The organism is Nocardioides sp. NBC_00850 (genome assembly GCF_045207335.1).
In the GTDB taxonomy this organism is placed as follows: domain Bacteria; phylum Actinomycetota; class Actinomycetes; order Propionibacteriales; family Nocardioidaceae; genus Nocardioides.
Window position 1 is genome coordinate 552,778 of sequence record NZ_CP108845.1, and the last position, 20,479, is coordinate 573,256.

The window sequence follows — 20,479 nt, forward strand, 5'->3', positions numbered from 1 at the left end:
CGCCCGCACGGATCTGCGAGGTAGGAATACCCGGTTAACCGGGTATTCCAACACACCCCTCAGCGCAGCCAACCGGCCAGGCGTCCCTTCCGGCTGACCATCTCGAGGCGCCGTTCCGCGAGCTCACGCTGGTGACGGGGTACGACGACCAGGACGACGTCACGGGCGCGGAGGACCGTGGTGTCCTCCGGAACCATGGTCCGTCCGTCGCGGATCAGCAGCGACACCGACGACCCCATGGGCAGCCGGAGCTCGCTGACCTCGACGCCGTGCAGGCGTGACTCGCGCGGGATCCGGAGCTGGATCAGATCGGCCGCGATCTGCTCAAGCGGCGCGACGTCGAGGTCGAGCGAGCGTGGGTCGTCGGGGCGGGCCACCTCGAGCACCCGGGCGACCCACGGCAGGGTCGGGCCGGTCAGCAGCGTGTAGACGACGACCATCACGAAGACCAGGTCGAAGAGGTCCTCGGCCCCGTCGACGCCCTCGGCCAGCGGGATGGTGGTGAGCACGACCGGCACCGCGCCACGCAACCCTGCCCAGGAGACGAACGCGGTCTCGCGCCACGTCATCCGGGAGACCACCGTGCTGACCAGCACGGATGTGGGCCGGGCGATGAAGGTCAGGATCAGGCCGGCGGCGAGCGCGAGGCCGATCGTCTGGAGGTCGATACGTCCCGGGGACAACAGCAGCCCGAGCATCACGAAGAGCCCGATCTGGGCCAGCCAGGCGACGCCCTCGGCGAAGGACCTGGTGGCACCGCGGTGGGGCAGCTCGGAGTTGCCGAGCACGAGGGCGGCCACGTAGATCGCCGCGAACCCGGACCCGTGCAGCCATGCCGCGCCGCCGTAGGCCAGGAAGGCCAGCGTCATCACCGCCAGCGGATAGAGGCCGGCGGAAGGCAGCGCGGCCCTCCGCATCAGCCACGCCCCACCGAACCCGACGAGCAGGCCGACCACGATGCCCAACAGCAGCTCGCCGACCACGATCCCGGCCACGACGACCGGATGGTGCTCAGCGATCGCCCCACTGGCGATCAGCGTCACGATCACCACGGTCGGAGCGTCGTTGAGCCCCGACTCCGCCTCGAGGACACCGGTCAGCTTCTTGGGCAATGGCACCACCCGCAGCACCGAGAACACCGCCGCCGCGTCGGTCGGCGAGGTCACCGCCCCCAGCAGGAACGCCAGCTGCCAGGAGAGCCCGAGCAGGTAGTGAGCACCCACCGCGACGATCCCGATCGAGATCACCACCCCGACCGTGGCCAGCATCAGCCCGAGACCGAAGGCCGGACGTACGTCCTTCCACGACGTCGTCAGACCACCTTCGGCCAGGATCAGCGCCAGCGCCCCGAAGCCGACCGCATGCGCGAGCGCGGCGTCGTCGAACCGGATCCCGAGCACCGACTCACCGAGCAGGACGCCCATCAGCAGGTAGATCAGCAGCGACGGGAGCCCGGCCTTCGTCGACATCCGCACCGCGAGGATCGCCAGGAGCGTGACCAGGGAGCCGATCAGCACGAACAGGTCGAACTGATGGACGTCGAAGCTCATGTTCGCCGGGCCCCCCTCCGACCTATGGATCTGCATCCTAATGTTTGCTCCCATGGACCGTCTGACTGTCGCCCAACGCGCGAACGTGCCTCCTTTTCACGTGATGGACATGCTCGAGCGGGCGGCGCAGCGGCAGCGGACGTACGCCGATCTCATCTCGCTCACCTCGGGGCAGCCGTCCACGGGGGCGCCGCAGGCGGTCAGCGCCGAGGCGGTGCGGCTGCTGCAGAGCGGTGATCCGCTGGGCTATACGCCGGCGACCGGGATCCTGGAGCTGCGCCAGGCGATCGCAGGGCACCATCGGGCGTGGCACGGGATCGACGTCTCCCCCGAGGACGTCGTCGTGACCACCGGCGCGAGCGGCGGCTTCCTGGCGACGTTCCTGGCTGCCTTCGACACCGGCGACCGGGTGGCGATGGCCCGGCCGTCCTATCCCTGCTACCGCAACGTGCTCGCAGCCCTGGGGTGCGAGGTCGTGGAGATCCCGACCGGTGCTGCCGAGCGCTTCCAGCCGACCGTGGAGCAGGTGCGGGAGCTGCACGAGCGCGTCGGCTTGAAGGGGCTCGTGGTGGCCAGTCCGGCCAACCCGACCGGCACGATGCTGCTGCCCGAGGAGCTGGCCGCGCTGGCTCGCTACTGCGAGGAGGCCGGGATCCAGCTGATCTCGGACGAGATCTACCACGGGCTGACCTACGGCGGGGACGGCAGCCGTGGCCGCAGCGCCTGGGAGACCTCACGCGACGCCGTCGTGTTCGGCTCGTTCTCGAAGTACTTCTCGATGACCGGCTGGCGCATCGGCTGGCTGCTCGCGCCCGCCCACCTGCGACGCGCGATCGACGTCCTGGTCGGAAACTTCACCATCTGCCCGCCGACCCTCGCCCAGCATGCCGCGGTGGCGGCGTTCACCCCGGATGCGTACGCCGAGCTCGACGGTCACGTCACCCGCTACGCGACCAACCGCGGGGTGCTCCTCGACGGCCTCCGCTCGCTCGGGGTGACCGAGATGGCCCCGGCCGACGGCGCCTTCTACGTCTATGCCGACGTCAGCCGCTGGACCGACGACACCATGGCCTGGTGCCACCAGATCCTCGACCGTACCGGCGTCGCGATGGCTCCCGGGATCGACTTCGACCCGGTCGACGGACACCGCTTCGTACGTCTCTCCTTCGCCGGCTCCGCCGCCGAGATCGAGCAGGGCCTCGACCGCCTCTCCACCGTCCTGCGATAGGGCGTCGCGAGCGAATCTGAGAAAGTTCACGATTTTACGTTTAGAAACCGTTCCTGCGGGGTAGGACCATCACAGAGACCTGTCCGAGGAGGGATATGTACGGCGACAGCGACGTGATCCGTCGTCGGGTGAGCCGTCTGCGAGAGCAGGCGGGCGACATCCGCGCGAGTGCCGACAAGCTGGTGGTGCAGGCCGAGGCCGTGCCATGGCACGGTCGGGCTGCCGAGTCCCTCCGTGGGCGGATGAAGGAGCGTGCCACCGCGCTGCGGAGCTCGGCCGAGAAGCATGACCGGGCGGCCGACGCCCTGGCCAAGCACCTCAATCAGGTCGATCTGTTCAAGGAGCAGATCGCCGAGGCCGAGGCACGCGCCGAGGCGCTGGTCGCCGAGGACAAGCTCGACGGATTCGAGGCCCCTGAGCCGGGCCACAAGGACTGGCTGGAGGTCACCTTCCGATGACCACGATCGACCTGGGCCCCGCTCCGGCGGCGCCGACAGAGCCGTGGGCGGGTGTGCCCCGCCGCGTCGGCCTGACCCTGCCCGAGCTGACCCATGCCTGCGAGACCATCGGGGCGCCGCTCCCGTTCGAGGTCGCGACGCATCGTGATGACGGGCTCGACGCCCGCTTGGGGCAGACCCGCTCGGCAGCCGAGGCCGAGGCCCTGGCCCGCGCCGTCGCCGGCTTCGGCGAGGGCAGCACCTCGCTGCAGCGCCGCGACCTCCTCGACGCCGACGGGACCCTCGACGCCGGGATCGCCGGCGCGCTGGGGCTGCTGGCGACCCCGGAGGTGGTCATCGACCTCGATGTCGTCGTCGACGGCCTCCGTGGCCGCGCCTGGCACCGGCAGAAGGGGGAGGCGGCCGCCTCACTGGCCACCGTGGACGGGCTCGTCTTCGAGCTCTCCTGGTATCCCTCGGCGGCCTGGTCGACCGAGCTCGGTCGAACCGCGACGCTGCCGGGTGACACCGCCCGGCTGGCCTCGGCGGTGCCCGAGCAGCTGGAGGTCCCGTTCGCGACCGCTGACGCCGTCTTCGAGGCGCTGCGCACCGGGCGCGGGGACCTGGTGCCGGTGCTGACCGAGGGCGACGTGGTCGTCTCGAGGGCCCTCGAGGCGCTGTCCACCGAGGCCCATGGCCGGCTGCGTGCCATCGTCGCGACCACCGCCGATCCGGAGAACCCGCTGATCGGCACGGTCTCCTGGACGCTGGTCAATGACGGCTGGCGTTCGATGCGTACGGTGTCGCTCGATGGAGAGCTGACACTGCTGATCACCAGTGTGGAGCCGTCCGAGCTCGCCGCAGACCTTGCCCCTGTTCTCGCGGAGGTGGCTCGATGAGCTCTTCGTCCAACGATCCGATCAACCGCCTGGGACCGCTCCCGGGTGGCGCCCCCGACTCGGTGCCGCCGCCCGCGGGCCCGGAGGACAAGTACGAGCAGATCCTCGGCCTGGCCGGCTCCATCGGCGATGCCGGTGCGCAACTGCGCGAGTGGGCCGAGCTCGGGCCTGCGATCCTGGCTGACGACGACGTCACCTCCTCCGCCGAGCTCTCCGCGAAGACCTGGGAGCCGGCCGAGGAGGAGATCCGGGCCGCGACCTCCGAGAAGAGTGGCGTCCTCGGTCTCGGCCAGGCGCTCGAGGCCGACGCGCTCTCGGTGCGGGCGACCGTGCAGACCTACCGCTGGATCGACGAGCTCCAGGCCACTGCTCGCAGCACGCTGGGCGCCATCGCGGCCAACGCGCTCGACTACCTCGCCCCCGAGGTCGAGCTCGGCGGGTCGCTGCTGTCCGCCGGCCTGATCGAGACCGACGCGCTCGACCGTGAGGGCGTCACCGCCTATCTCGGCGAGCTCGCCCAGGGTCATCCCGAGCTGATGGACCACATCGCCACCGGCGGCGGGCTGCTCGAGTCGCTCGAGCTGCGCTCGCTGCTCACCGCCGGCTTCCCGCGTGGGGACGACGCCGGTGCAGCGACCGCGGGCGCGCTGCGCGCCGCCGGGATCGACGCGTTCGCGACCGACGCCGGGCACGCGCTGCGCGACATCGGCGGGGCTTTGGCTTCCACCGAGGAGGACACCGAGGCCGGCGACGTCACCGCCGCCACCCCGGCCACCATCGAGGAGCTGATCCGCACCCTCGAGGCCACCGAGACCGGTATCGCGGTCCAGAAGACGGCGCCCGGCCGCTACATCGCCTATCTGCCGGGTCCGTACGCCGGCAGCCGGCGTCTGCGGCTCGTCTCGGGTGACCTCTCCGACTACATCGCCACCGCGTCGAGGACCATCGAGGAGGCGGTCGAGGCCGGCTCCCACGTGATGCTCGTCGGCGCCGCGGCCGGAGGCACCGCGGCGGCCGCGATCGCGGCGGCAGCCGGGGGTGCGTACGTCGTGGACCAGGTGGTCACCGTGGGTGCTCCTGGCGCGGCAGCGCCGCGGGTTCCGGAGACCACCCGGGTGCTGTCGCTGGAGGACCGCTCCGACCCGGTGGCGCTTCTCGGCGGGCTCATCAACGCGGGTGTCGGACACCGGTTCACGGTCGTCTACGACGGCACCACGGCGCAGGAGAGCCACTACGTCGCCGGCGGGCGGGCTGCGGACAACGCCGCCCACGACGAGCTCCGTGACGAGATCGGGCGGATCCGCAGTCTGGGATACCTCGGCTGAGTTGCGGGCTTGCCTCGATGACGTGAGTCGATACGGTGTAGGTCGCCCTCGGCACCATCCCCGACCTCACCTGTGCTCGGACACCGGCCAGTCGATCGCGGAGGGCACTCTGACGCCTACCTGATCGGTCCTTGTGAAGTCCATCGTCGTCCATGCCGGCCTCCCCAAGACGGGCACCTCCGCGGTCCAGGCGTTCTTCCATGCCAACACGGAGAAGCTCGCCAAGGCCGGCATCTTCTACCCTCAGCACACCGTCGACAAGAACGGCATCAGCGCCGGCAACGCCGGCTCGCTCATGGAGCGCTCGGGCCACCTCTTCGTGGCCTCGCCCCACGAGGTCGCCAGGACGCTCGAGGAGTTCGAGGCGAGCGGATGCCACACGCTGCTGCTCTCCTCCGAGGCGTTCCTCCCCGAGTTGCCCGAGATCGCCGAGCTGCTGCCACCGCAGACCCGGTTCGTCCTGTACGTCCGCGATCCCCTCGCCTTCCTGGAGTCCGACTACAACCAGCGGGTCAAGCGGCTCGGGCATGTCGAGCCGTTCGTGGCGTCGCCTGATGCGTACGGCGGTTGGCTGGGTCACCAGCACCTCTACAACGCGCTCGACTCCGAGGCGGTGCGCTCCCGGCTGGTCCTCCGGCCCTACCTCCCCGAGCTCTTCGTCGGAGGCAGCCTGCTCACCGACCTGCTCGACACCGCCGCCATCGACACCGCCGAGCTCGGCGACCTGTCCTTGAGGCAGGTCAACCTCTCCTACTCGCTGCACGCGCTCGAGATCAAGCGCGCGCTCAACGTCCTCCCGCTCGGGCCACAGTTGCAGGAGCGCCTCGACGTCCATCTGCAGTCCTGCCCTCTCGGGCCGACGACCTACACCTTGATGCCTCCCGCCGACCACGAGCGGCTCCGGAAGATCGCCGATGACGAGCTGCACGCGCTGGCGCTGAGGTACGACATCGACTCCCTCGAGCCCATGCGGGAACTGCTGCGGGAGAAGCCGCAGAAGCCCTTCCACCCGCAACACCTCACCGACGACGAGGTCGACGCCGTCGTACGCCACATCGCCACCGTCGGCAAGCGACTCACCCGCCGCATCGCCCAGACACTCGTCGAGCACCCCGAGATCGAGCTCGTCTACCCCTCCCTGCGCGACTCGTTCGCCGCCGCTGCCGCCGAGCTTGACGAGGCACCAGCAGCGCGGCAGCGCTGGTGGTCCCGCTGGTTCTGAGCGGGCGGGCGCGGGGGTCGGGATACCCGGTTAACCGGGTATCCCTGCACTTCTCAGGCGTTGCATTGCCAGAGAAGTGCAGGAAAACCCTGAGAAGTCAGGCCAGGTCGGCAACGACGATGGTGTGGTTGTCCGGTTCTCCGGCGGCGACGACAGCGGCGGCCACCGCGTCGGCGACCGCCTGCGGGCCGGCCTCGGCGGTGATCAGCGGAGTCAGGTCGTCCACGTAGGAGTGGACGCCGTCGGTGGTCAGCACCAGCCGGTCACCGGGCAGCAGCTCGAGCGACATCTCGTCGGCGACCACCCCGGGAACCAGGGCGCGGTTGAGCAGCGCCCGGTGCTCGTGGGAGCGAGCCTCGTCGGCGGTCAGCTGGCCAGCCTCGACCATGGCGGCGACGACCGTGTGGTCGTGGGTGACCTGGCGTACGTCTCCGTCCCGCACCAGGAAGACCCTGGCATCGCCGATGTGGGTGATCCGCGCGGTCGAGCCGTGCAGATCGACGGCGGTCAGGGTGGTGCCCGACTTCGGCACCTCCGCGAACACCTCCTGGATGGCCGACCGCAGCCCGCCGCCGGCGTACGCCGTCAGGGCCGCCCCGGCAACATCGTCGCGCTCACCGAATCCGTCGGCGACGGCGATCAGCTCCGGGGTGACCAGGACGGCGTCCTGCTGGCTGGATCGGCCACCTGTCTCGTGGCTGAAACCGAACTCGACGTTCAGGGTCTCGGTTGAAGTAGTCATCTGACGTGCCTCGCTCCTCAATCGGTGGACGAGGACGGAGACCATTCTGCGACGCGTGGACGTGTCGGCCTCGACCTGGCGCCAGTAGGTCTCGACCTCGACCGCCGCGAGCGCGGCCGGCATGTCGACGACCTCCCGGATCCGGGCCAGCGGCATCCCGACCAGGCGCAGTGCGGCCACAAGGCGTGCGCGTTCCACCTGGTCAGGCCCATAGCGGCGATAGCCGGAGACCGCGTCCACCTCGGCAGGAAGCAGCAGACCGAGGTCGTCGTACAACCTCAGCGCCTTCGGCGTCAGCCCGGTCGCCCGGGCGAAGTCGCCGATGTTCACAAGCCCCTCCAGGCCGCTCATGCGATCGCTCGCTGACGCTCGCTCATGGTCACCATCCTCCCCGGTGAAGGTCACCGGTGGAAGCAGATTGGTGCTTCCCCTTGGGGCAAGCTCAAGCCCCGGTCTGCTCGGCCCACTTCTCGAGCAGCCGGGCGAGCGACCGCCGCTCGGCCGCGGTGAAGACGGCGAGCAGGCGGTGCTCGTTGGCGATGTGGTCGGTGAATGCCGCGTCGATCAGCTCGCGCCCACGCTCAGTCAGCGCGACCCGGCGCCCGCGACCGTCCTCGTCCCGGCGGTCCCGGCTGACCCAGCCCTGGGCCAGGCAGCGGTCGACCCGCTTGGTGACCGCCCCTGAGGAGACCATCGTCTGCTCGCCGAGCTCCTTCGGAGTCAGGGCGTACGGAGCGCCTTGCCGTCGCAGCGTCGCCAGCACGTCGAACTCGCCCTCGCCCAGTCCGTGCTCGGCATAGACGCTGACGAGCTCGTCGGTGAGACGCAGCGCGAGGCGGTGCAGCCGGGCGATGACGGCCTGCGGGGTGATGTCGAGGTCGGGGCGCTCCCGCTCCCACTGCGCCATCACGGTCGAGACGTGGTCTGCCATGACAATGGAATATATCTTACGCAGAAGCTATTATAGCTTCCATGGAAAGTAGATTCGTGACCCTCGCGCTGACCGCGATCGCCCCGGTGGCATGGGGGTCGGGCTACTTCGTGACAGCGACGTTCCTGCCGCCGGACCGGCCGCTGTTCGGCGCCGTGGTCCGGGCGCTACCCTTCGGCCTGCTGCTCCTGGCGCTCCGGCCAGGTCTGCTCCACGGCTCCTGGTGGTGGCGCACGGCAGCGCTCGGACTGCTCAACTTCGGGGCGTTCTTCGCCCTCGTCTTCGTCGCCGCCTACCGGCTCCCCGGCGGCCTCGCCGCCACCCTGACCGCGGTCTCTCCGATCGTGGTGATGCTGCTGGCGTGGGCCTTCGCCGGCGAGAGGCCACGGGCCGGATCGCTCGCGGCCGGCGTCGTCGGCGCCATCGGCGTCGGCCTGCTGGTGCTCCGTGGCGGTGCGAGCCTCGACCTGATCGGCGTCCTGGCCGCGTTCGCCTCGGTCGCCGTCTTTTCCACCGGATTCATCCTCGTCAAGGTCTGGCAGCCGCCGGTCGGGCTGCTCACCTTCACCGCCTGGCAGCTCGTCCTGGGTGGCCTCGCCCTCGCCCCGGTGGCCCTCCTCGTCGAAGGCCCACCGCCCACGCTCGACCTGCCCGCGATCGGGGGCTACGCCTATATCGGCATCGCCGGCACGGTCGTCGCCTACGCGGTCTGGTTCCGTGGCGCCCGGCGCCTTCCCGCCGCCGCGGTGTCGCTGGTCGGCCTGCTCAACCCGGTCGCCGGGATCCTCATCGGCCTCGCCTTCGCGGGCGAACATCTCACCCCGACCAGCGGGCTCGGGATGGCGTTGGTGCTCGGTGGCGTACTCCTCGGACAGCCCGCCGTGCTCGACCGGATCAGGGCCAGGCGTCGGCCGGAAACGGCCGCGTGTGCCGACGTTGGAGCAGCCGGATAGGTTCACCCCATGAAACTGCGTGCGCGTGCGCTTGAGCTTCTCGTCTTCACCGTCGGTGCCGGCACCTTGGGCTCAGAGATGGCCGCGGCTCGGCTGCTCGCTCCGTGGTTCGGCGACTCGACCATCGTGTGGGCCAACACGATCGCCACGGTGCTGGTGGCGCTCGCGATCGGCTACGCCGTCGGCGGCAGGATCGCCGACCGGAACCCCCACCCCTCCGGCCTGGCCAAGATCGTGCTCGCCGCCGCCGCCCTCCTGGCCGCGGTGCCGTTCATCGCCGACCCGTTCCTCCCGCTCGCGGTCAGGGCGGTCGACCAGCTCAGCATCGCGACCTTCGCCGGCTCGCTGGTCGGGGTCGGCGTGCTGCTCGCGATCCCGCTGTTCCTGCTCGGCATCGTCAGCCCGTACGCCGTCCGGCTGACCGTTGAAGCCGTCGAGGACGCCGGCCACGCGGCCGGGCGCCTCTACGCGATCTCGACGGTCGGCTCCCTGGTCGGCACCTTCGCCGCCTCGCTGTTCCTCATCCCGGTCGTCGGGACGCGGCGTACGTTCCTGATCTTCGCTCTCCTCATGGCGATCTGCGCGATCCCGCACCTGGTCAAGCGCCGGCTGCCGGCCGCGGTCGTGCCGGCGGTGATCCTCGCTCTGATCGCGCTGCCGACCGGGTCGATCAAGACGCTGACCAGCAACGGCGGCGAGGTGATCTGGGAGAAGGAGACGGAATACCAGTACGCCCGCGTGGTCGAGTACGACGACGGCAGCCGCTATCTCGAGCTCAACGAGGGCCACGCCGTGCATTCGGTCTACAACGAGGGCGAGTGGCTCACCGGCGCCTACTGGGACGAGATGCTCTCGCTGTCGTACGCCGGCGCGGAGGCCCCGAAGTCGGTGGCGATCCTGGGCTCGGCCGCCGGGACTACCGCGCGCCAGTTCGGCCACTTCACCCCTGAGACCCGGGTGGACGCCGTCGAGATCGACGAGGACGTCACCGAGGTCGGCCAGAAGCTCTTCGACCTCAAGGACCAGCCGAACCTCCACCTCCACACCGCCGACGCCCGCCCGTGGTTGCAGAAGCAGACCCGGAAGTACGACGCGATCATGGTCGACGCCTACCACCAGCCCTACATCCCGTTCTACCTGACCACGAAGGAGTTCTTCGCGCTGGCGAAGTCCCACCTGAACCCGGGCGGGGTGCTCGTCGTGAACTCAGCCCACCCGGAGGGCTCGACAGCGCTGGAGAAGGTCCTCACCGCAACGCTGCGGACCTCGTTCGGCGAGGCCGTGTGGCGGTCGGACTCCGGCCCGACCAACACCCACCTGATCGCGACCGTCGACCCGGATGCGGATCCGGCCGCCAGCCTCGTCGCCACCGCGCAGTCGCAGCCCGCCGACCTCGCCGGCACCCTCACCGACTCCGCCGCCCGGCTCGAGCCGGGCATCCGGGGCGGGACGGTCTACACCGATGACGTCGCGCCGGTCGAGTGGCTCACCGACCTCAGCCTTCTCGAGGTCGCCTGACCCGCTCGGGCGCTTCACCTCACCGATCGGCGTCTTGCGCAGGCACCCGACGCAGACCTGGTTGGGCGCGACCTTGCTGAGCCTGCGTGGCGGCAGCACGTGCCACGTCCCCAGCCGCCGGCCACACACGGTCATGACGTACCCGTTGCTCCTCTTGCCTGAGCGAAGGTGCCAGAAGCTCCCTCGGTCGGTGCGGTAGACCAGCGGGTCTTTGGCCAGGACCGGCGGCCTCTCGCTGGACCCCATGCTGAGTCTGTCGTCTACGAACACGAATTCCCCCCAAGGAATGTCGATGGCTCTCGTCGTTGAGTGCCTCGAGACGCCGGTGTCACAGCTGGGCCATGCCGCCCAACGCCCCGAGACACGTTCGACCATAAGTCCACTCATTGCAACGGGTCAAGGCGGAAAGGGTGGGGCTATGCGGCTATTCGGGATCTGTACGCCTCAGTAACGTGTTCTCCCATGAGTAACCCCCGTCCGCGCGGCCTGCCGAAATACCTCCACGTGGCCGACTATCTGCGGGCCCGGATCGACGACGGCACCTACCAGCCCGGCGAGCGTCTACCGACCGAGCCCGAGCTGATGGACACCTTCCCCTACGACCGCGCCACGATCCGGCGGGGTCTGGCGGTGCTGCGCAACGAAGGCCTGATCACCAGCGAGCAGGGCCGTGGTGTCTTCGTACGTGACGCCACCAAGACCCGCTACGACCTGATGAGCATGCTGATCACCGACCCGAGCCACCCGGCGAAGCCGGACGCGGCCTACCACCAGCCGCCGCGCGGCCCCGACGACGGCATCTCGGTCGAGCACTCCTACGAGGTCATCGCGGCCGGCGAGAAGCTCGGCGAGGCCTTCGACCTCGACCCGCGCAGCGAGCTGCTCAGCACCACCTTCACGTTCTTCATCAGCGGCGACACGGCCGAATACCGCACCACGGCCTACATCCCCTATCCCCTGGTCATCGACACCCCGCTGGCCACCCCGTCCGACGAATGGCCGCAGCCGCCGATCAAGGACCTGCTGGCCACGGTCGGAGTGAAGGTCACCACGGTCGCGATGGACATCGAGTCGCGGATGCCGACGCCGCAGGAGACGTTCGACCTGCAGATCCCCGACGGCACCCCGGTCCTGTCCGACCGGCGCCGGTTCCTCGCCGACGACCGGGTCGTGTGCGTCACCGACTCCGTCGGGGTCGCCGACCGGATCGTCTACGGGTTGGACCTGAAGCTGCAGTAAGCCTGGCTGATCACCCGGTGGTCGAGCCGCCGGAGCCGCTAGGCGGAGGCGTGTCGAGACCAACACAGTCCCCTGTCGCGCTCGATGGGACTGTGTTGGTCTCGACACGCTCGGCCGCAGGCGGCCTCGCGGCTCGACCAGCGGGGGCGGTCAGGCCAGGTCGTGGACGAACTCGGAGAGCTGGGTGAGGTTGCGGCACTCCCGCATCTCGATGATCGAGCCGTAGCGCGTCGCCTCGGAGTCGCCGGTGTCCCACTGCGTACGGACCTCGGGGTTGAGCCAGTGGGCGTGCCTGCTCGCCTCGGCCATCGCCCGCAGGGAGTCGACGGCGAGGTCGGAGTAGTTGGACCGGGCGTCGCCGAGGATCAGCAGCGACGACTTGGGACCGAGGGCGTCGGCGTGCCGCTCCTGGAAGAGGGAGAAGGCCCGGCCGTAGTTGGTGCGCCCCATCCGAGCCGCGTGCTCGGTCGCCTTCGTCAGCTCGGTCATCGTGTCGACCAGGTCGGCGCCGGGCTTGAAGTAGGACGTGACCTCGTGGATCTCGTCGACGAAGGTGAACGCGCGCACCTTGCCGAACTGCTCGCGCAGCGCGAAGACGAGCATCAGCGTGAAGGTCGCGAAGTTGGACACCGAGCCCGACACGTCGCACAGGATCACCAGCTCGGTGCGGTGCGGCCGCTTCGGCCTGAAGCGCAGGTCGACGGGGACGCCGCCGGTGGACATCGACGACCGGAGCGTACGCCGCAGATCCACCGCTCCTCGCCGGCGAGCGTGATGCTCCTGGGTGAGCCGCGTAGCCAGCCGGCGCGCCAACGGGTAGATCTCGCGCCGCAACGCCTCCAGGTCGGCCCGCCGCGCGTGCAGGAAGTCGAGCTTCTCGATGGTGGGGCGTACGGCGATCTTGGCGATCTGCTCGGGACCCTTCTCCTCCGCGATCCGGCGGCGGGCGTCGGCCTCCACCAGGCCCGCGAAACGGTCCACCCGCCGGGTGCCGACCCGGGCGGCCTCCTCGTCGGTCCAGCCGCCCTGCTGGAGCCCCTCGATGAGCCGCGAGGTGAGCTCGTCGGTGGAGAGCCGGCGTAGCGCGGTGTAGGAGGACCACGAGCTCAGCCCGGGGCCACGGCCGGGCATCGCGCCGAAGCGCGCCACCGCCTCGGCGGCAAGCTGACGGAGCATCTCGACGTCGTCGGCCTCCAGCGCCTCGCTCAGTCGGGAGGTGAACTCGGAGAGCGCCTCGGGCCCGTCCTTCGCCACCCCGGCGGCCTCGGCATCAGCGTCCATCCCCGAGCCGACCATCCGCGGGAAGTAGAGCTCGAAGAGCCCGTCGAAGGTGGCTCGCTGGTTGGCGCGCTTGACCAGCGTCGCGGCGTACGCCTCCTTGACCTGGGTCCGGTCGTTCCAGCCGATCAGGCCGAGGGCGGTGACCGCGTCGAGGCCTTCGGAGAGCGACACCGGCAGCCCGGCTCCCCGAAGCGCTTCGAGGAACTCGATGTGCCGGTCGAGGAGAGTCACCTCTTCAACCGCAGCTCTCGGACCGCACGGTCGACGTCGGAGGAGTGCTTGAGAACGACGCCGAGGGTGTCGGCGACGGCCTTGTCGGAGAGGTCGGTGATCTCCAGCGCGATCAGGGTGCGCGCCCAGTCGACCGACTCGGCGATCGAGGGCGACTTCTTGAGCTCCAGCTCGCGCAGCCGGCCGACCACGGAGACGAGCTGACGCGCCACCTTGTCGTCGAGACCGGGCACCTGGGAGAGCACGATCTCGCGCTCCCGGTCGGCGTCGGGGTAGTCGAGGTGGAGGTAGAGGCAGCGTCGCTTGAGCGCCTCGGAGAGCTCGCGGGTGGCGTTGGAGGTGAGCACGACCAGGGGACGGCGGGTCGAGGTCATCGTGCCGAGCTCGGGGATGGTCACCTGGAAGTCGGAGAGCACCTCGAGCAGCAGCCCCTCGACCTCGACGTCGGTCTTGTCGACCTCGTCGATGAGCAGCACCGTCGGCTCCTCACGGCGGATCGCGGTCAGCAGCGGCCTGGTCAGCAGGAACTCTTCGGAGAAGATGTCGTCGTGGGTCTCCTCCCACGCCTGGCCGTCGTTGGCGGCCTGGATGCGGAGCAGCTGCTTCTTGTAGTTCCACTCGTACAGCGCCCGGGCCTCGTCCAGGCCCTCGTAGCACTGCAGCCTGACCAGCTCGGCCCCGGTCGCGCGGGTGATCGCCTTGGCCAGCTCGGTCTTGCCCACACCGGCCGGTCCTTCGACGAGCACCGGCTTCTCCAGCGCCCCCGCGAGGTAGGTCGTCAGCGCGGTCGAGTCGTCCGCGAGGTAGCCGACGTCTCCCATGCGGGTGACGGCCTCGGCGGGCGAGGAGAACCAGGAAGACGTACGCGAAGGCATGACGCGACACTAGCGACTCTGCTCCTGGTCTGCTCCCGGTGTCCGGGTGGGACATTCGTCATAGTGCCCGACGCAGCCGTCACCGTCGGGCCCATCCGTCGTTGTGATGGACGTGCACTCGGACACTCCGCGACATCTGACGCTGGTCGTCGTCGCCATGAAGGTATGCGCGCTGACCGCGCTGGCGGCCTTCTGTCTGGTTGCCGTCACCACGCCGTCCGAGCCTCGGTCACTGGCGAAGAGGGAGCAGCCCGAGCTCGCCGCGATGCTCGAGCAGCACCACTGCGTGGCTCCGCCGACGATCGCGCCCTGGCGCCGGCAGAGCGCGATCATCCGCTCCCCACTCGGCGAGCTGAAGCACGTCCCGCTCGACGTCGGCCAGCTGATCGAGCAGGGCAAGGCCCGGGGCGAGCTGATCGCCTTCTGCGCCGACCCCGCCCCTTAGGGCGGAGTCGGCCGAAGAAATGTCAGCTGGCCTCGGCGAGCGTGCTCGCGAAGAGCCCGAGCACGCGGTCGAGCGCGGCGCGGTCACCCTCGACCTTGAGCCCGGCCTCGGCGATCGCGGCGTCCACGGGGAAGCCCATGAACACGACACCGGTCCAGGCCGTGGAGTCGCCCGCGATGGTCACGTCGGCGTCCTCGAGCGTGCCCTCGGCGAGGTCGAACTGGTTGCCCTTCCACACGAGCCGGAACTGCTGCGGGTCGGCGTCCGGACGGCGGGCGTCGGTCAGCTCCCAGACGACGCTGATCGGCTCGGGGGTCGTCGCGCTGCCGGCGGGCACCATCGTGCGCATCGCCACCATCACGCCGCTGGGCGTCATCCCGGCGGACATGATCGGGAAGCGGGTCGAGCCGTGGGCCCAGCGGCCCAGTGCCCCGAGGATCGTCTCGAGCTCGCGGCCCCACGGGGTGAGGGCGTAGGCCGTCGTCTTGGTGATGTAGCCGAGCTCGGTCTCGACCACGACGCCGGCGTGCTCGAGGAACTGCAGGCGGTCCTTGAGCTCGTCAGTACTGACCCCGATCACGGAGGATTCCAGGTCACGTGCCGTACGCGGCCCGAACATCAGCTCGCGCACCACGATCAGGCTCCACCGGTCGCCGATCAGGTCCAGTGCGTGCGCGGCCGCGCACGCGTCTCCCAGGTCCCCGTATGTCAGGTTCAGGGTCACGTCGATCCTCTCCGAGTCATTCGATCCCATCGAGCGTAGTGAGCCCGAACTACGGGTCGTCAGTGCCAGAGGTCCCGGCGTGCCGGCGAAATGCTGTGTCGTCTCGAAGGCGGCGTCACGCGATCGCGGCGTACGCAGCAGCCACCCGATCCACGGCTCGTCGGTCGCCCTCGACGGCCATCGAGCCGACCGGGCTCCCGGCGAAGACGACGTCCGCCCAGGCCGACGAGTCGCCGGAGACGGTTGTCGCGGGCGCTTCGTCCGCACCCTCGACCAGCTCGAAACGGCCCTCGTCCCAATGCAGCCGGTAGCGGCGTACGCCTGCGGCGGGACGCCGCTCGTCGTGCAGCTCGATCGCGATCCGGACGGGGCCGTCGCCCCAGTCGGCCATCGTCGCGTAGGGGGCCATGGTGCGCATCGCCACGATCACCCCGTCGGGGGTCATGCTCCCCTCCGCCACCGGGAAGCCGGGCGAGCGTTGCGCCCAGTGACCGAGCGACCGCATCACGTCCTCCAGCCCCTGCCCCCACTCGGTGAGCCGGTAGACGCGGGTCCGTCCGAGGTCGTCGAGCTGGGCCTGCTCGACGACGCCGCTGTCCCGCAGCGCCTTCAGCCTGGAGGTGAGCACGGCGGGCGTGATCCCGACGACGGCCGAGGCCAGGTCGGCGAACCGGCGCGGACCGAGCACCAGCTCGCGCGCGATCACCATGCTCCACCGGTCGCCGATGACATCCATGGCGTGCGCGGTCGCGCAGGCATCACCCAGGTCGGCGTACGTCTGCTTCTTCGGCATCGATCCCCCAAACTCTCTTCACAAGAGTATCAACTATGTTTAACGTAGTCATCATGCCCACGACCCCACTGCCACCCGTCGTCGACCGGACGACCTATCTGCACGAGCGCGACGCGCTCCTCGGCCGCGAGAAGGAGCACACCCGCGCGGGCGATGCTCTCGCCGCGGCCCGCCGAAGGCTCCCGATGACTGAGGTCGACGCGGCCGCACCGCTCGTCGGCGGCGCCGGGCGGGTCAGTCTGCTGGATGCCTTCGAGGGGCGTACGCAGCTCTTCGCGACCTACCACATGTGGCACACCGGCCATGCCGCCGCCGACCAGTGCGAGGGGTGCACGTTCTTCAGCGGCGGTGTGAGCGAGCTCGGCTACCTGCACTCGCGCGGGGTGACGTACGCGGTCTTCTGCCAGGGGCCCTACCCGGAGAGCTCCCGCTACCGGGACTTCATGGGGTGGGAGATGCCGTGGTACTCCGTGCCCGAGGAGTCGTGGGACGTCCTCGACGCCCGCGGGTTCTTCGGCGGCAAGGTCTGCTACCTGCGCGACGGCGACCGGGTCTTCGAGACCTACCGCACCACCGGACGTGGCGTGGAGCCGATGTCGGCGTCGTACGGGATCCTGGACATGACCGTCTACGGACGGCAGGAGACCTGGGAGGACTCACCTGAGGGCTGGCCGCGGCGCACGGGCATCGACGGCAGCCAGTTCCGCAGCGAGGAGTCACCGACGACCAACCATCGCGCCGGCGTGAGCGGTCGCCCGACGGCGCAGTGGTCGCGGCTCGCTGCAGGTCGCGACGACGATCTCGGATCCGACACCGCCCCCACCGCCGACCACTGCTGTCACTGAGGAGCTCCGAATGCGTACGACGATCGCCCTGCCCACTCGAGACCGCACCCGGTCCCACGCCTTCCTCCGCGACGGCCTCGGCCTCGAGACTCCCGGCGAGCTCGCCGACGACGGGGTCCCCGAACCGCTTCGCGCGACCCTGTCGGACTCCTGTGAGGTGATGATGATCCCCTCCGGCGGGTTCAAATGGGTCACCGGCCAGCTCGGGGACGAGGCGATGGACGCGGCGACCCTGCAGGAGGGCCCGAGGCAGTGCCTGGTCACCATCGAGCTCGGCTCGCGCGGCGATGTCGACGCGCGCTACGCGGCCGCGACGGCTCTCGGCCGCGGCATGATCGAGCCGGAGTCGGCGCCGTGGGGCGAGTACCGCGCGGTCGTCGCGGACCCCGACGGACACCTGTGGCAGCTGACGTCCCGCTGAGGCCCGGTCTTGCCGCCCCTAGAATCTCCCTATGGCCGGAGACGACACACGGATGCTGCTGCTGGGAGCAGTGGCGCTGTTCGAGCCCGTCAACGGCTACCAGATCCGGCGCGAGCTGATGTCGTGGCAGGTCGACCAGTGGGCCAACATCAACCCGGGCTCGATCTACCACGCGCTGACCTCGCTGACCGAGAAGGGCCATCTGACCAGGCACGATCTGGTCGACAACGGGCGCACGGTCGCGGTCTACGAGATCAGCGCCAGCGGCCGGGCAGAGCTGGAGCGCCTGGTCACCCGCTCGCTGCAGGCCGTGGACGTCTACAACGGCGTCTCCTTCTACGCCGCGTTCTCGCTGGCGCCTCTGCTGGAGCGTCCCGCCGTCATCCAGCAGCTGAGCGTCCGCCTGCAGGCCCTGGAGCGCACCGACAAGGAGCTCGACGCCGCGATCCGGGCCAACGCCCACGTCGCACCGCCCCATACCGGTGCCGCGCTGCGCCTCCAGCTCGACAAGCTCCGGTCGGAGCGGGCGTGGCTGGTGGAGGTCCTGGACGACGTACGCAGCGGCAAGTTCGCTTTCGCCGGCGACGCTCCCGGCTGGGTGCCGGCCGAGGACGACCCGGGGTGGCAGATGGACGCCGACCGGAAGCGCTACCGGGAGATGCTGCGCGGCTGAACCGACGCGGGCCTCGCTCGAATTGGTTTGACATCCCGGGATCAAAATTGAACACTCACGTATTCAAGTTTGAACATCCGGGTAAAACCGGGTGATTGTTGTCGGTGGTCCGTGCTTGTCTGGGACTTGCACGCACAAGGGAGTGACACATGATTCACGCACGCGGCCTGAGGCACACCTTCGCCTCCGGCCATGGCAAGCAGAAGAAAGAAGTCGTCGCGGTCGACGGAGTCGACCTCGACGTCGAAGAGGGCGAGGTGGTCGGCTTCCTGGGCCCGAACGGCGCCGGCAAGACCACCACCCTGCGCATCCTCACCACCCTCCTCAAGCCCACGGCAGGCACCGCCACGGTGGCGGGCTTCGACGTGGCCAAGCAGTCCGTCGAGGTCCGGCGGAGCATCGGCTACTGCTCCCAGGTCGGATCGACCTTCTCGGGCGCCTACGCGGGCGACGAGGTCGTCGACCACGGAATGCTCTACGGAATGTCCAAGAAGGACGCCGTCGCCCACGGGCAGGCGCTCTTCGAGAGGCTTCAGCTCGACGGGCTGTGGCGCCGCAAGCCTCGCAACATGTCCGGCGGGCAGAAGCGCCGCCTCGATATCGCGATGGCGCTGATCCACGCCCCCAAGCTGGTCTTCCTCGACGAGCCGACCACCGGCCTCGACCCGCAGGCGCGGGCCAACCTGTGGGACCACATCGCCTCGCTGCGTACGGATCACGGGGCCACGGTCTTCCTGACCACCCACTACCTCGACGAGGCCGACACCCTCGCCGACCGGGTCATGGTCATCGACCAGGGCCGCATCGTCGCCAACGACACCCCGGAGAACCTCAAGGCTGCCGTCTCCGGCGACCTGGTCTCCCTGGAGGTCGCCACCGACGAGCAGGTGGCGATCGCGCGCGACAAGCTCAGCTCGATCTCGGAGACCATCGAAGTGGACGAGCGACTGGTCAGTGGCCGGGTGCCGCGGGCCGGGAAGGCCGTCCCCGGCCTGCTCCGCGATCTGGAGTCCAACGGCGTCTCGCTGGAGTCGATCGAGGTCGCCCGCCCCACCCTGGACGACGTCTTCCTGACGCTGACCGGACGGTCACTGCGCGATGCCGACTCAGGCACACCCGAGGCCGAAGAGACCGCCGAGCAGACCCAGGAGGCCAAGTGATGAGCGAGCGCAAGCGAGCGACAATGAGCGTCAGGCCGCCACGTCCGTATTCTTCGCACTGCCCTACGGAGGTGGCGGCATGACCGAGTTCCAGCAGCCCGTCCTCAAGTCCGGCTTCTTCCGGGAGTCGATGGTCGTCTTCAACCGCCAGCTGCGGATGAACCTCCGCAACCCGGCCTGGGTGCTGATCGGCGTGATGCAGCCGATCCTCTACCTGGTGCTCTTCGGCCCGCTGCTCGAGCCGCTCATCGAGGAGCTCGGTGGCAACGCCTACAACTGGTTCGTCCCCGGCATGCTCGTCCAGCTCGGCATCTTCGGTGCCATGTTCGCCGGCTTCTCGCTGATCGGCGAGTGGCGCGAGGGCGTCATCGAGGCGGAGCGGGTCACCCCGGCCTCGCGCGGCGCGCTGCTGTTCGGCCGTCTCTACCGCGACCTGCTGCAGATCCTGGTGCAGGCGATCATCCTGGTCGCTCTCGGCCTGCTGATGGGCATGGACTTCAAGCCGGTGGGGATCCTCGTCGGGATCGCGATCACCGTGATGATCGGTGGCGCCGGTGCCGCCGCCTCCAACGCGTTCGCGCTGCTCGTGAAGAGCGAGGACGTGATGGCGCCGGTGACCAACATGCTGCTGATGCCGATCCTGCTGCTGTCGGGCATCTTCCTGCCGATGAGCTTCGGTGCCGCGTGGCTCGAGACGCTGGCCGATGTCATCCCGACCAAGCACATCGTCGACGCGGTCCGAGCCTCGTTCTTCGGTGATCTCGGCGTGGCCGACATCGGCTGGGGTCTCGGCTGGACCGTCGCCCTGTTCGGTCTCGCGGTCTGGTGGGGCATCTCCACGTTCCGCAAGGAGAACGCCTGACTTCTCCGGTGTTTCCTGCACTTCTCGGGTGTTGCAATGCCTGAGAAGTGCAGGAATACCCGGTTAACCGGGTATTCCTGCACCCTGGCAGATCTCAGCGGAAACACCGGCGTCCTCTCAGCGGT

The 20,479-nt window shown here is 69.6% G+C and carries 21 protein-coding genes; 14 read left to right on the forward strand and 7 right to left on the reverse strand.

Going from position 1 to position 20,479, the window contains the following annotated elements; genetic code table 11:
* Nucleotides 1-59 precede the first annotated feature (59 nt).
* Nucleotides 60-1,550: a potassium/proton antiporter gene (locus tag OH802_RS02720; protein ID WP_406024866.1), complete on the reverse strand. Its 1,491-nt coding sequence runs from the start codon at nucleotides 1,548-1,550 to the stop codon at nucleotides 60-62.
* Between the two features lie 52 nt (nucleotides 1,551-1,602).
* On the opposite strand from OH802_RS02720, the gene OH802_RS02725 reads away from it, so the two are divergent.
* From OH802_RS02725 to OH802_RS02745, 5 genes are all read left to right on the forward strand, one after another.
* The gene (locus OH802_RS02725; RefSeq protein WP_406024868.1) at nucleotides 1,603-2,778 is read left to right on the forward strand and encodes a pyridoxal phosphate-dependent aminotransferase; all 1,176 of its coding nucleotides are present in this window, start codon (nucleotides 1,603-1,605) and stop codon (nucleotides 2,776-2,778) included.
* A 95-nt stretch (nucleotides 2,779-2,873) separates the two neighbouring features.
* The gene (locus OH802_RS02730) at nucleotides 2,874-3,236 is read left to right on the forward strand and encodes a hypothetical protein (RefSeq protein WP_406024870.1); all 363 of its coding nucleotides are present in this window, start codon (nucleotides 2,874-2,876) and stop codon (nucleotides 3,234-3,236) included.
* On the forward strand, nucleotides 3,233-4,114 hold the full coding sequence (locus OH802_RS02735; protein WP_355020575.1) for a hypothetical protein: 882 nt from the start codon (nucleotides 3,233-3,235) through the stop codon (nucleotides 4,112-4,114). Before OH802_RS02730 ends, OH802_RS02735 begins: the two co-directional genes overlap by 4 nt.
* Nucleotides 4,111-5,439 carry a hypothetical protein gene (locus OH802_RS02740; protein WP_406024872.1) on the forward strand — a complete coding sequence of 443 codons (1,329 nt, stop codon included), beginning with the start codon at nucleotides 4,111-4,113 and terminating at the stop codon, nucleotides 5,437-5,439. The genes OH802_RS02735 and OH802_RS02740 overlap by 4 nt, the downstream gene beginning before the upstream one ends.
* A 133-nt stretch (nucleotides 5,440-5,572) precedes the next feature.
* Nucleotides 5,573-6,661: a hypothetical protein gene (locus OH802_RS02745; RefSeq protein WP_406024874.1), complete on the forward strand. Its 1,089-nt coding sequence runs from the start codon at nucleotides 5,573-5,575 to the stop codon at nucleotides 6,659-6,661.
* A 97-nt stretch (nucleotides 6,662-6,758) separates the two neighbouring features.
* On the opposite strand, the gene OH802_RS02750 is transcribed toward OH802_RS02745, so the two are convergent.
* Both OH802_RS02750 and OH802_RS02755 read right to left on the reverse strand, forming a co-directional pair.
* Nucleotides 6,759-7,754: a MerR family transcriptional regulator gene (locus OH802_RS02750; RefSeq protein ID WP_406024876.1), complete on the reverse strand. Its 996-nt coding sequence runs from the start codon at nucleotides 7,752-7,754 to the stop codon at nucleotides 6,759-6,761.
* Between the two features lie 91 nt (nucleotides 7,755-7,845).
* Nucleotides 7,846-8,334 (reverse strand): MarR family winged helix-turn-helix transcriptional regulator, encoded by a 489-nt coding sequence (locus OH802_RS02755; protein WP_378817272.1) that lies wholly within the window; start codon nucleotides 8,332-8,334, stop codon nucleotides 7,846-7,848.
* 41 nt (nucleotides 8,335-8,375) lie between these two features.
* Between OH802_RS02755 and OH802_RS02760 the strand changes: the two genes are divergently transcribed.
* The 3 genes from OH802_RS02760 (at nucleotide 8,376) to OH802_RS02770 (ending at nucleotide 12,044) form a co-directional block, all read left to right on the forward strand.
* On the forward strand, nucleotides 8,376-9,287 hold the full coding sequence (locus OH802_RS02760; RefSeq protein ID WP_406024879.1) for a DMT family transporter: 912 nt from the start codon (nucleotides 8,376-8,378) through the stop codon (nucleotides 9,285-9,287).
* Nucleotides 9,288-9,296: 9 nt separating this feature from the next.
* Nucleotides 9,297-10,805 carry a spermidine synthase gene (locus OH802_RS02765; protein WP_406024881.1) on the forward strand — a complete coding sequence of 503 codons (1,509 nt, stop codon included), beginning with the start codon at nucleotides 9,297-9,299 and terminating at the stop codon, nucleotides 10,803-10,805.
* Nucleotides 10,806-11,267: 462 nt separating this feature from the next.
* The gene (locus tag OH802_RS02770) at nucleotides 11,268-12,044 is read left to right on the forward strand and encodes a GntR family transcriptional regulator (RefSeq protein WP_406024883.1); all 777 of its coding nucleotides are present in this window, start codon (nucleotides 11,268-11,270) and stop codon (nucleotides 12,042-12,044) included.
* Nucleotides 12,045-12,194: 150 nt separating this feature from the next.
* Here OH802_RS02770 and OH802_RS02775 read toward each other — a convergent pair whose 3' ends face one another.
* Both OH802_RS02775 and OH802_RS02780 read right to left on the reverse strand, forming a co-directional pair.
* The gene (locus tag OH802_RS02775) at nucleotides 12,195-13,556 is read right to left on the reverse strand and encodes a vWA domain-containing protein (protein WP_406024885.1); all 1,362 of its coding nucleotides are present in this window, start codon (nucleotides 13,554-13,556) and stop codon (nucleotides 12,195-12,197) included.
* The gene (locus OH802_RS02780) at nucleotides 13,553-14,431 is read right to left on the reverse strand and encodes an AAA family ATPase (protein ID WP_378817257.1); all 879 of its coding nucleotides are present in this window, start codon (nucleotides 14,429-14,431) and stop codon (nucleotides 13,553-13,555) included. The genes OH802_RS02775 and OH802_RS02780 overlap by 4 nt, the downstream gene beginning before the upstream one ends.
* 106 nt (nucleotides 14,432-14,537) lie before the next feature.
* Between OH802_RS02780 and OH802_RS02785 the strand changes: the two genes are divergently transcribed.
* Entirely contained in the window at nucleotides 14,538-14,876 is a 339-nt protein-coding gene (locus OH802_RS02785; RefSeq protein ID WP_406024887.1) for a hypothetical protein, read from the forward strand.
* A gap of 22 nt (nucleotides 14,877-14,898) precedes the next feature.
* Here the strand turns inward: OH802_RS02785 and OH802_RS02790 are convergent, their stop codons facing one another.
* Nucleotides 14,899-15,600 (reverse strand): winged helix-turn-helix transcriptional regulator, encoded by a 702-nt coding sequence (locus OH802_RS02790; protein WP_406024889.1) that lies wholly within the window; start codon nucleotides 15,598-15,600, stop codon nucleotides 14,899-14,901.
* Nucleotides 15,601-15,715: 115 nt separating this feature from the next.
* Nucleotides 15,716-16,393, reverse strand: coding sequence for a winged helix-turn-helix transcriptional regulator (locus OH802_RS02795; protein WP_406024891.1), 678 nt, complete (start codon nucleotides 16,391-16,393; stop codon nucleotides 15,716-15,718).
* Between the two features lie 53 nt (nucleotides 16,394-16,446).
* On the opposite strand from OH802_RS02795, the gene OH802_RS02800 reads away from it, so the two are divergent.
* From OH802_RS02800 to OH802_RS02820, 5 genes are all read left to right on the forward strand, one after another.
* A complete protein-coding gene (locus tag OH802_RS02800; protein WP_406024893.1) occupies nucleotides 16,447-17,238 on the forward strand; it encodes a DUF899 family protein in 792 nt (263 codons plus the stop codon).
* Nucleotides 17,239-17,248: 10 nt separating this feature from the next.
* Complete coding sequence (locus OH802_RS02805; RefSeq protein WP_406024895.1) at nucleotides 17,249-17,659, forward strand: VOC family protein; 411 nt, start codon at nucleotides 17,249-17,251, stop codon at nucleotides 17,657-17,659.
* Between the two features lie 31 nt (nucleotides 17,660-17,690).
* Nucleotides 17,691-18,332, forward strand: coding sequence for a PadR family transcriptional regulator (locus OH802_RS02810; protein ID WP_406024897.1), 642 nt, complete (start codon nucleotides 17,691-17,693; stop codon nucleotides 18,330-18,332).
* A gap of 149 nt (nucleotides 18,333-18,481) precedes the next feature.
* Nucleotides 18,482-19,492, forward strand: a complete 1,011-nt coding sequence (locus tag OH802_RS02815) for an ATP-binding cassette domain-containing protein (RefSeq protein WP_406024899.1) — start codon at nucleotides 18,482-18,484, stop codon at nucleotides 19,490-19,492.
* 79 nt (nucleotides 19,493-19,571) lie between these two features.
* Nucleotides 19,572-20,354, forward strand: coding sequence for an ABC transporter permease (locus tag OH802_RS02820; RefSeq protein ID WP_406024901.1), 783 nt, complete (start codon nucleotides 19,572-19,574; stop codon nucleotides 20,352-20,354).
* The last annotated feature ends 125 nt before the right edge of the window (nucleotides 20,355-20,479 follow it).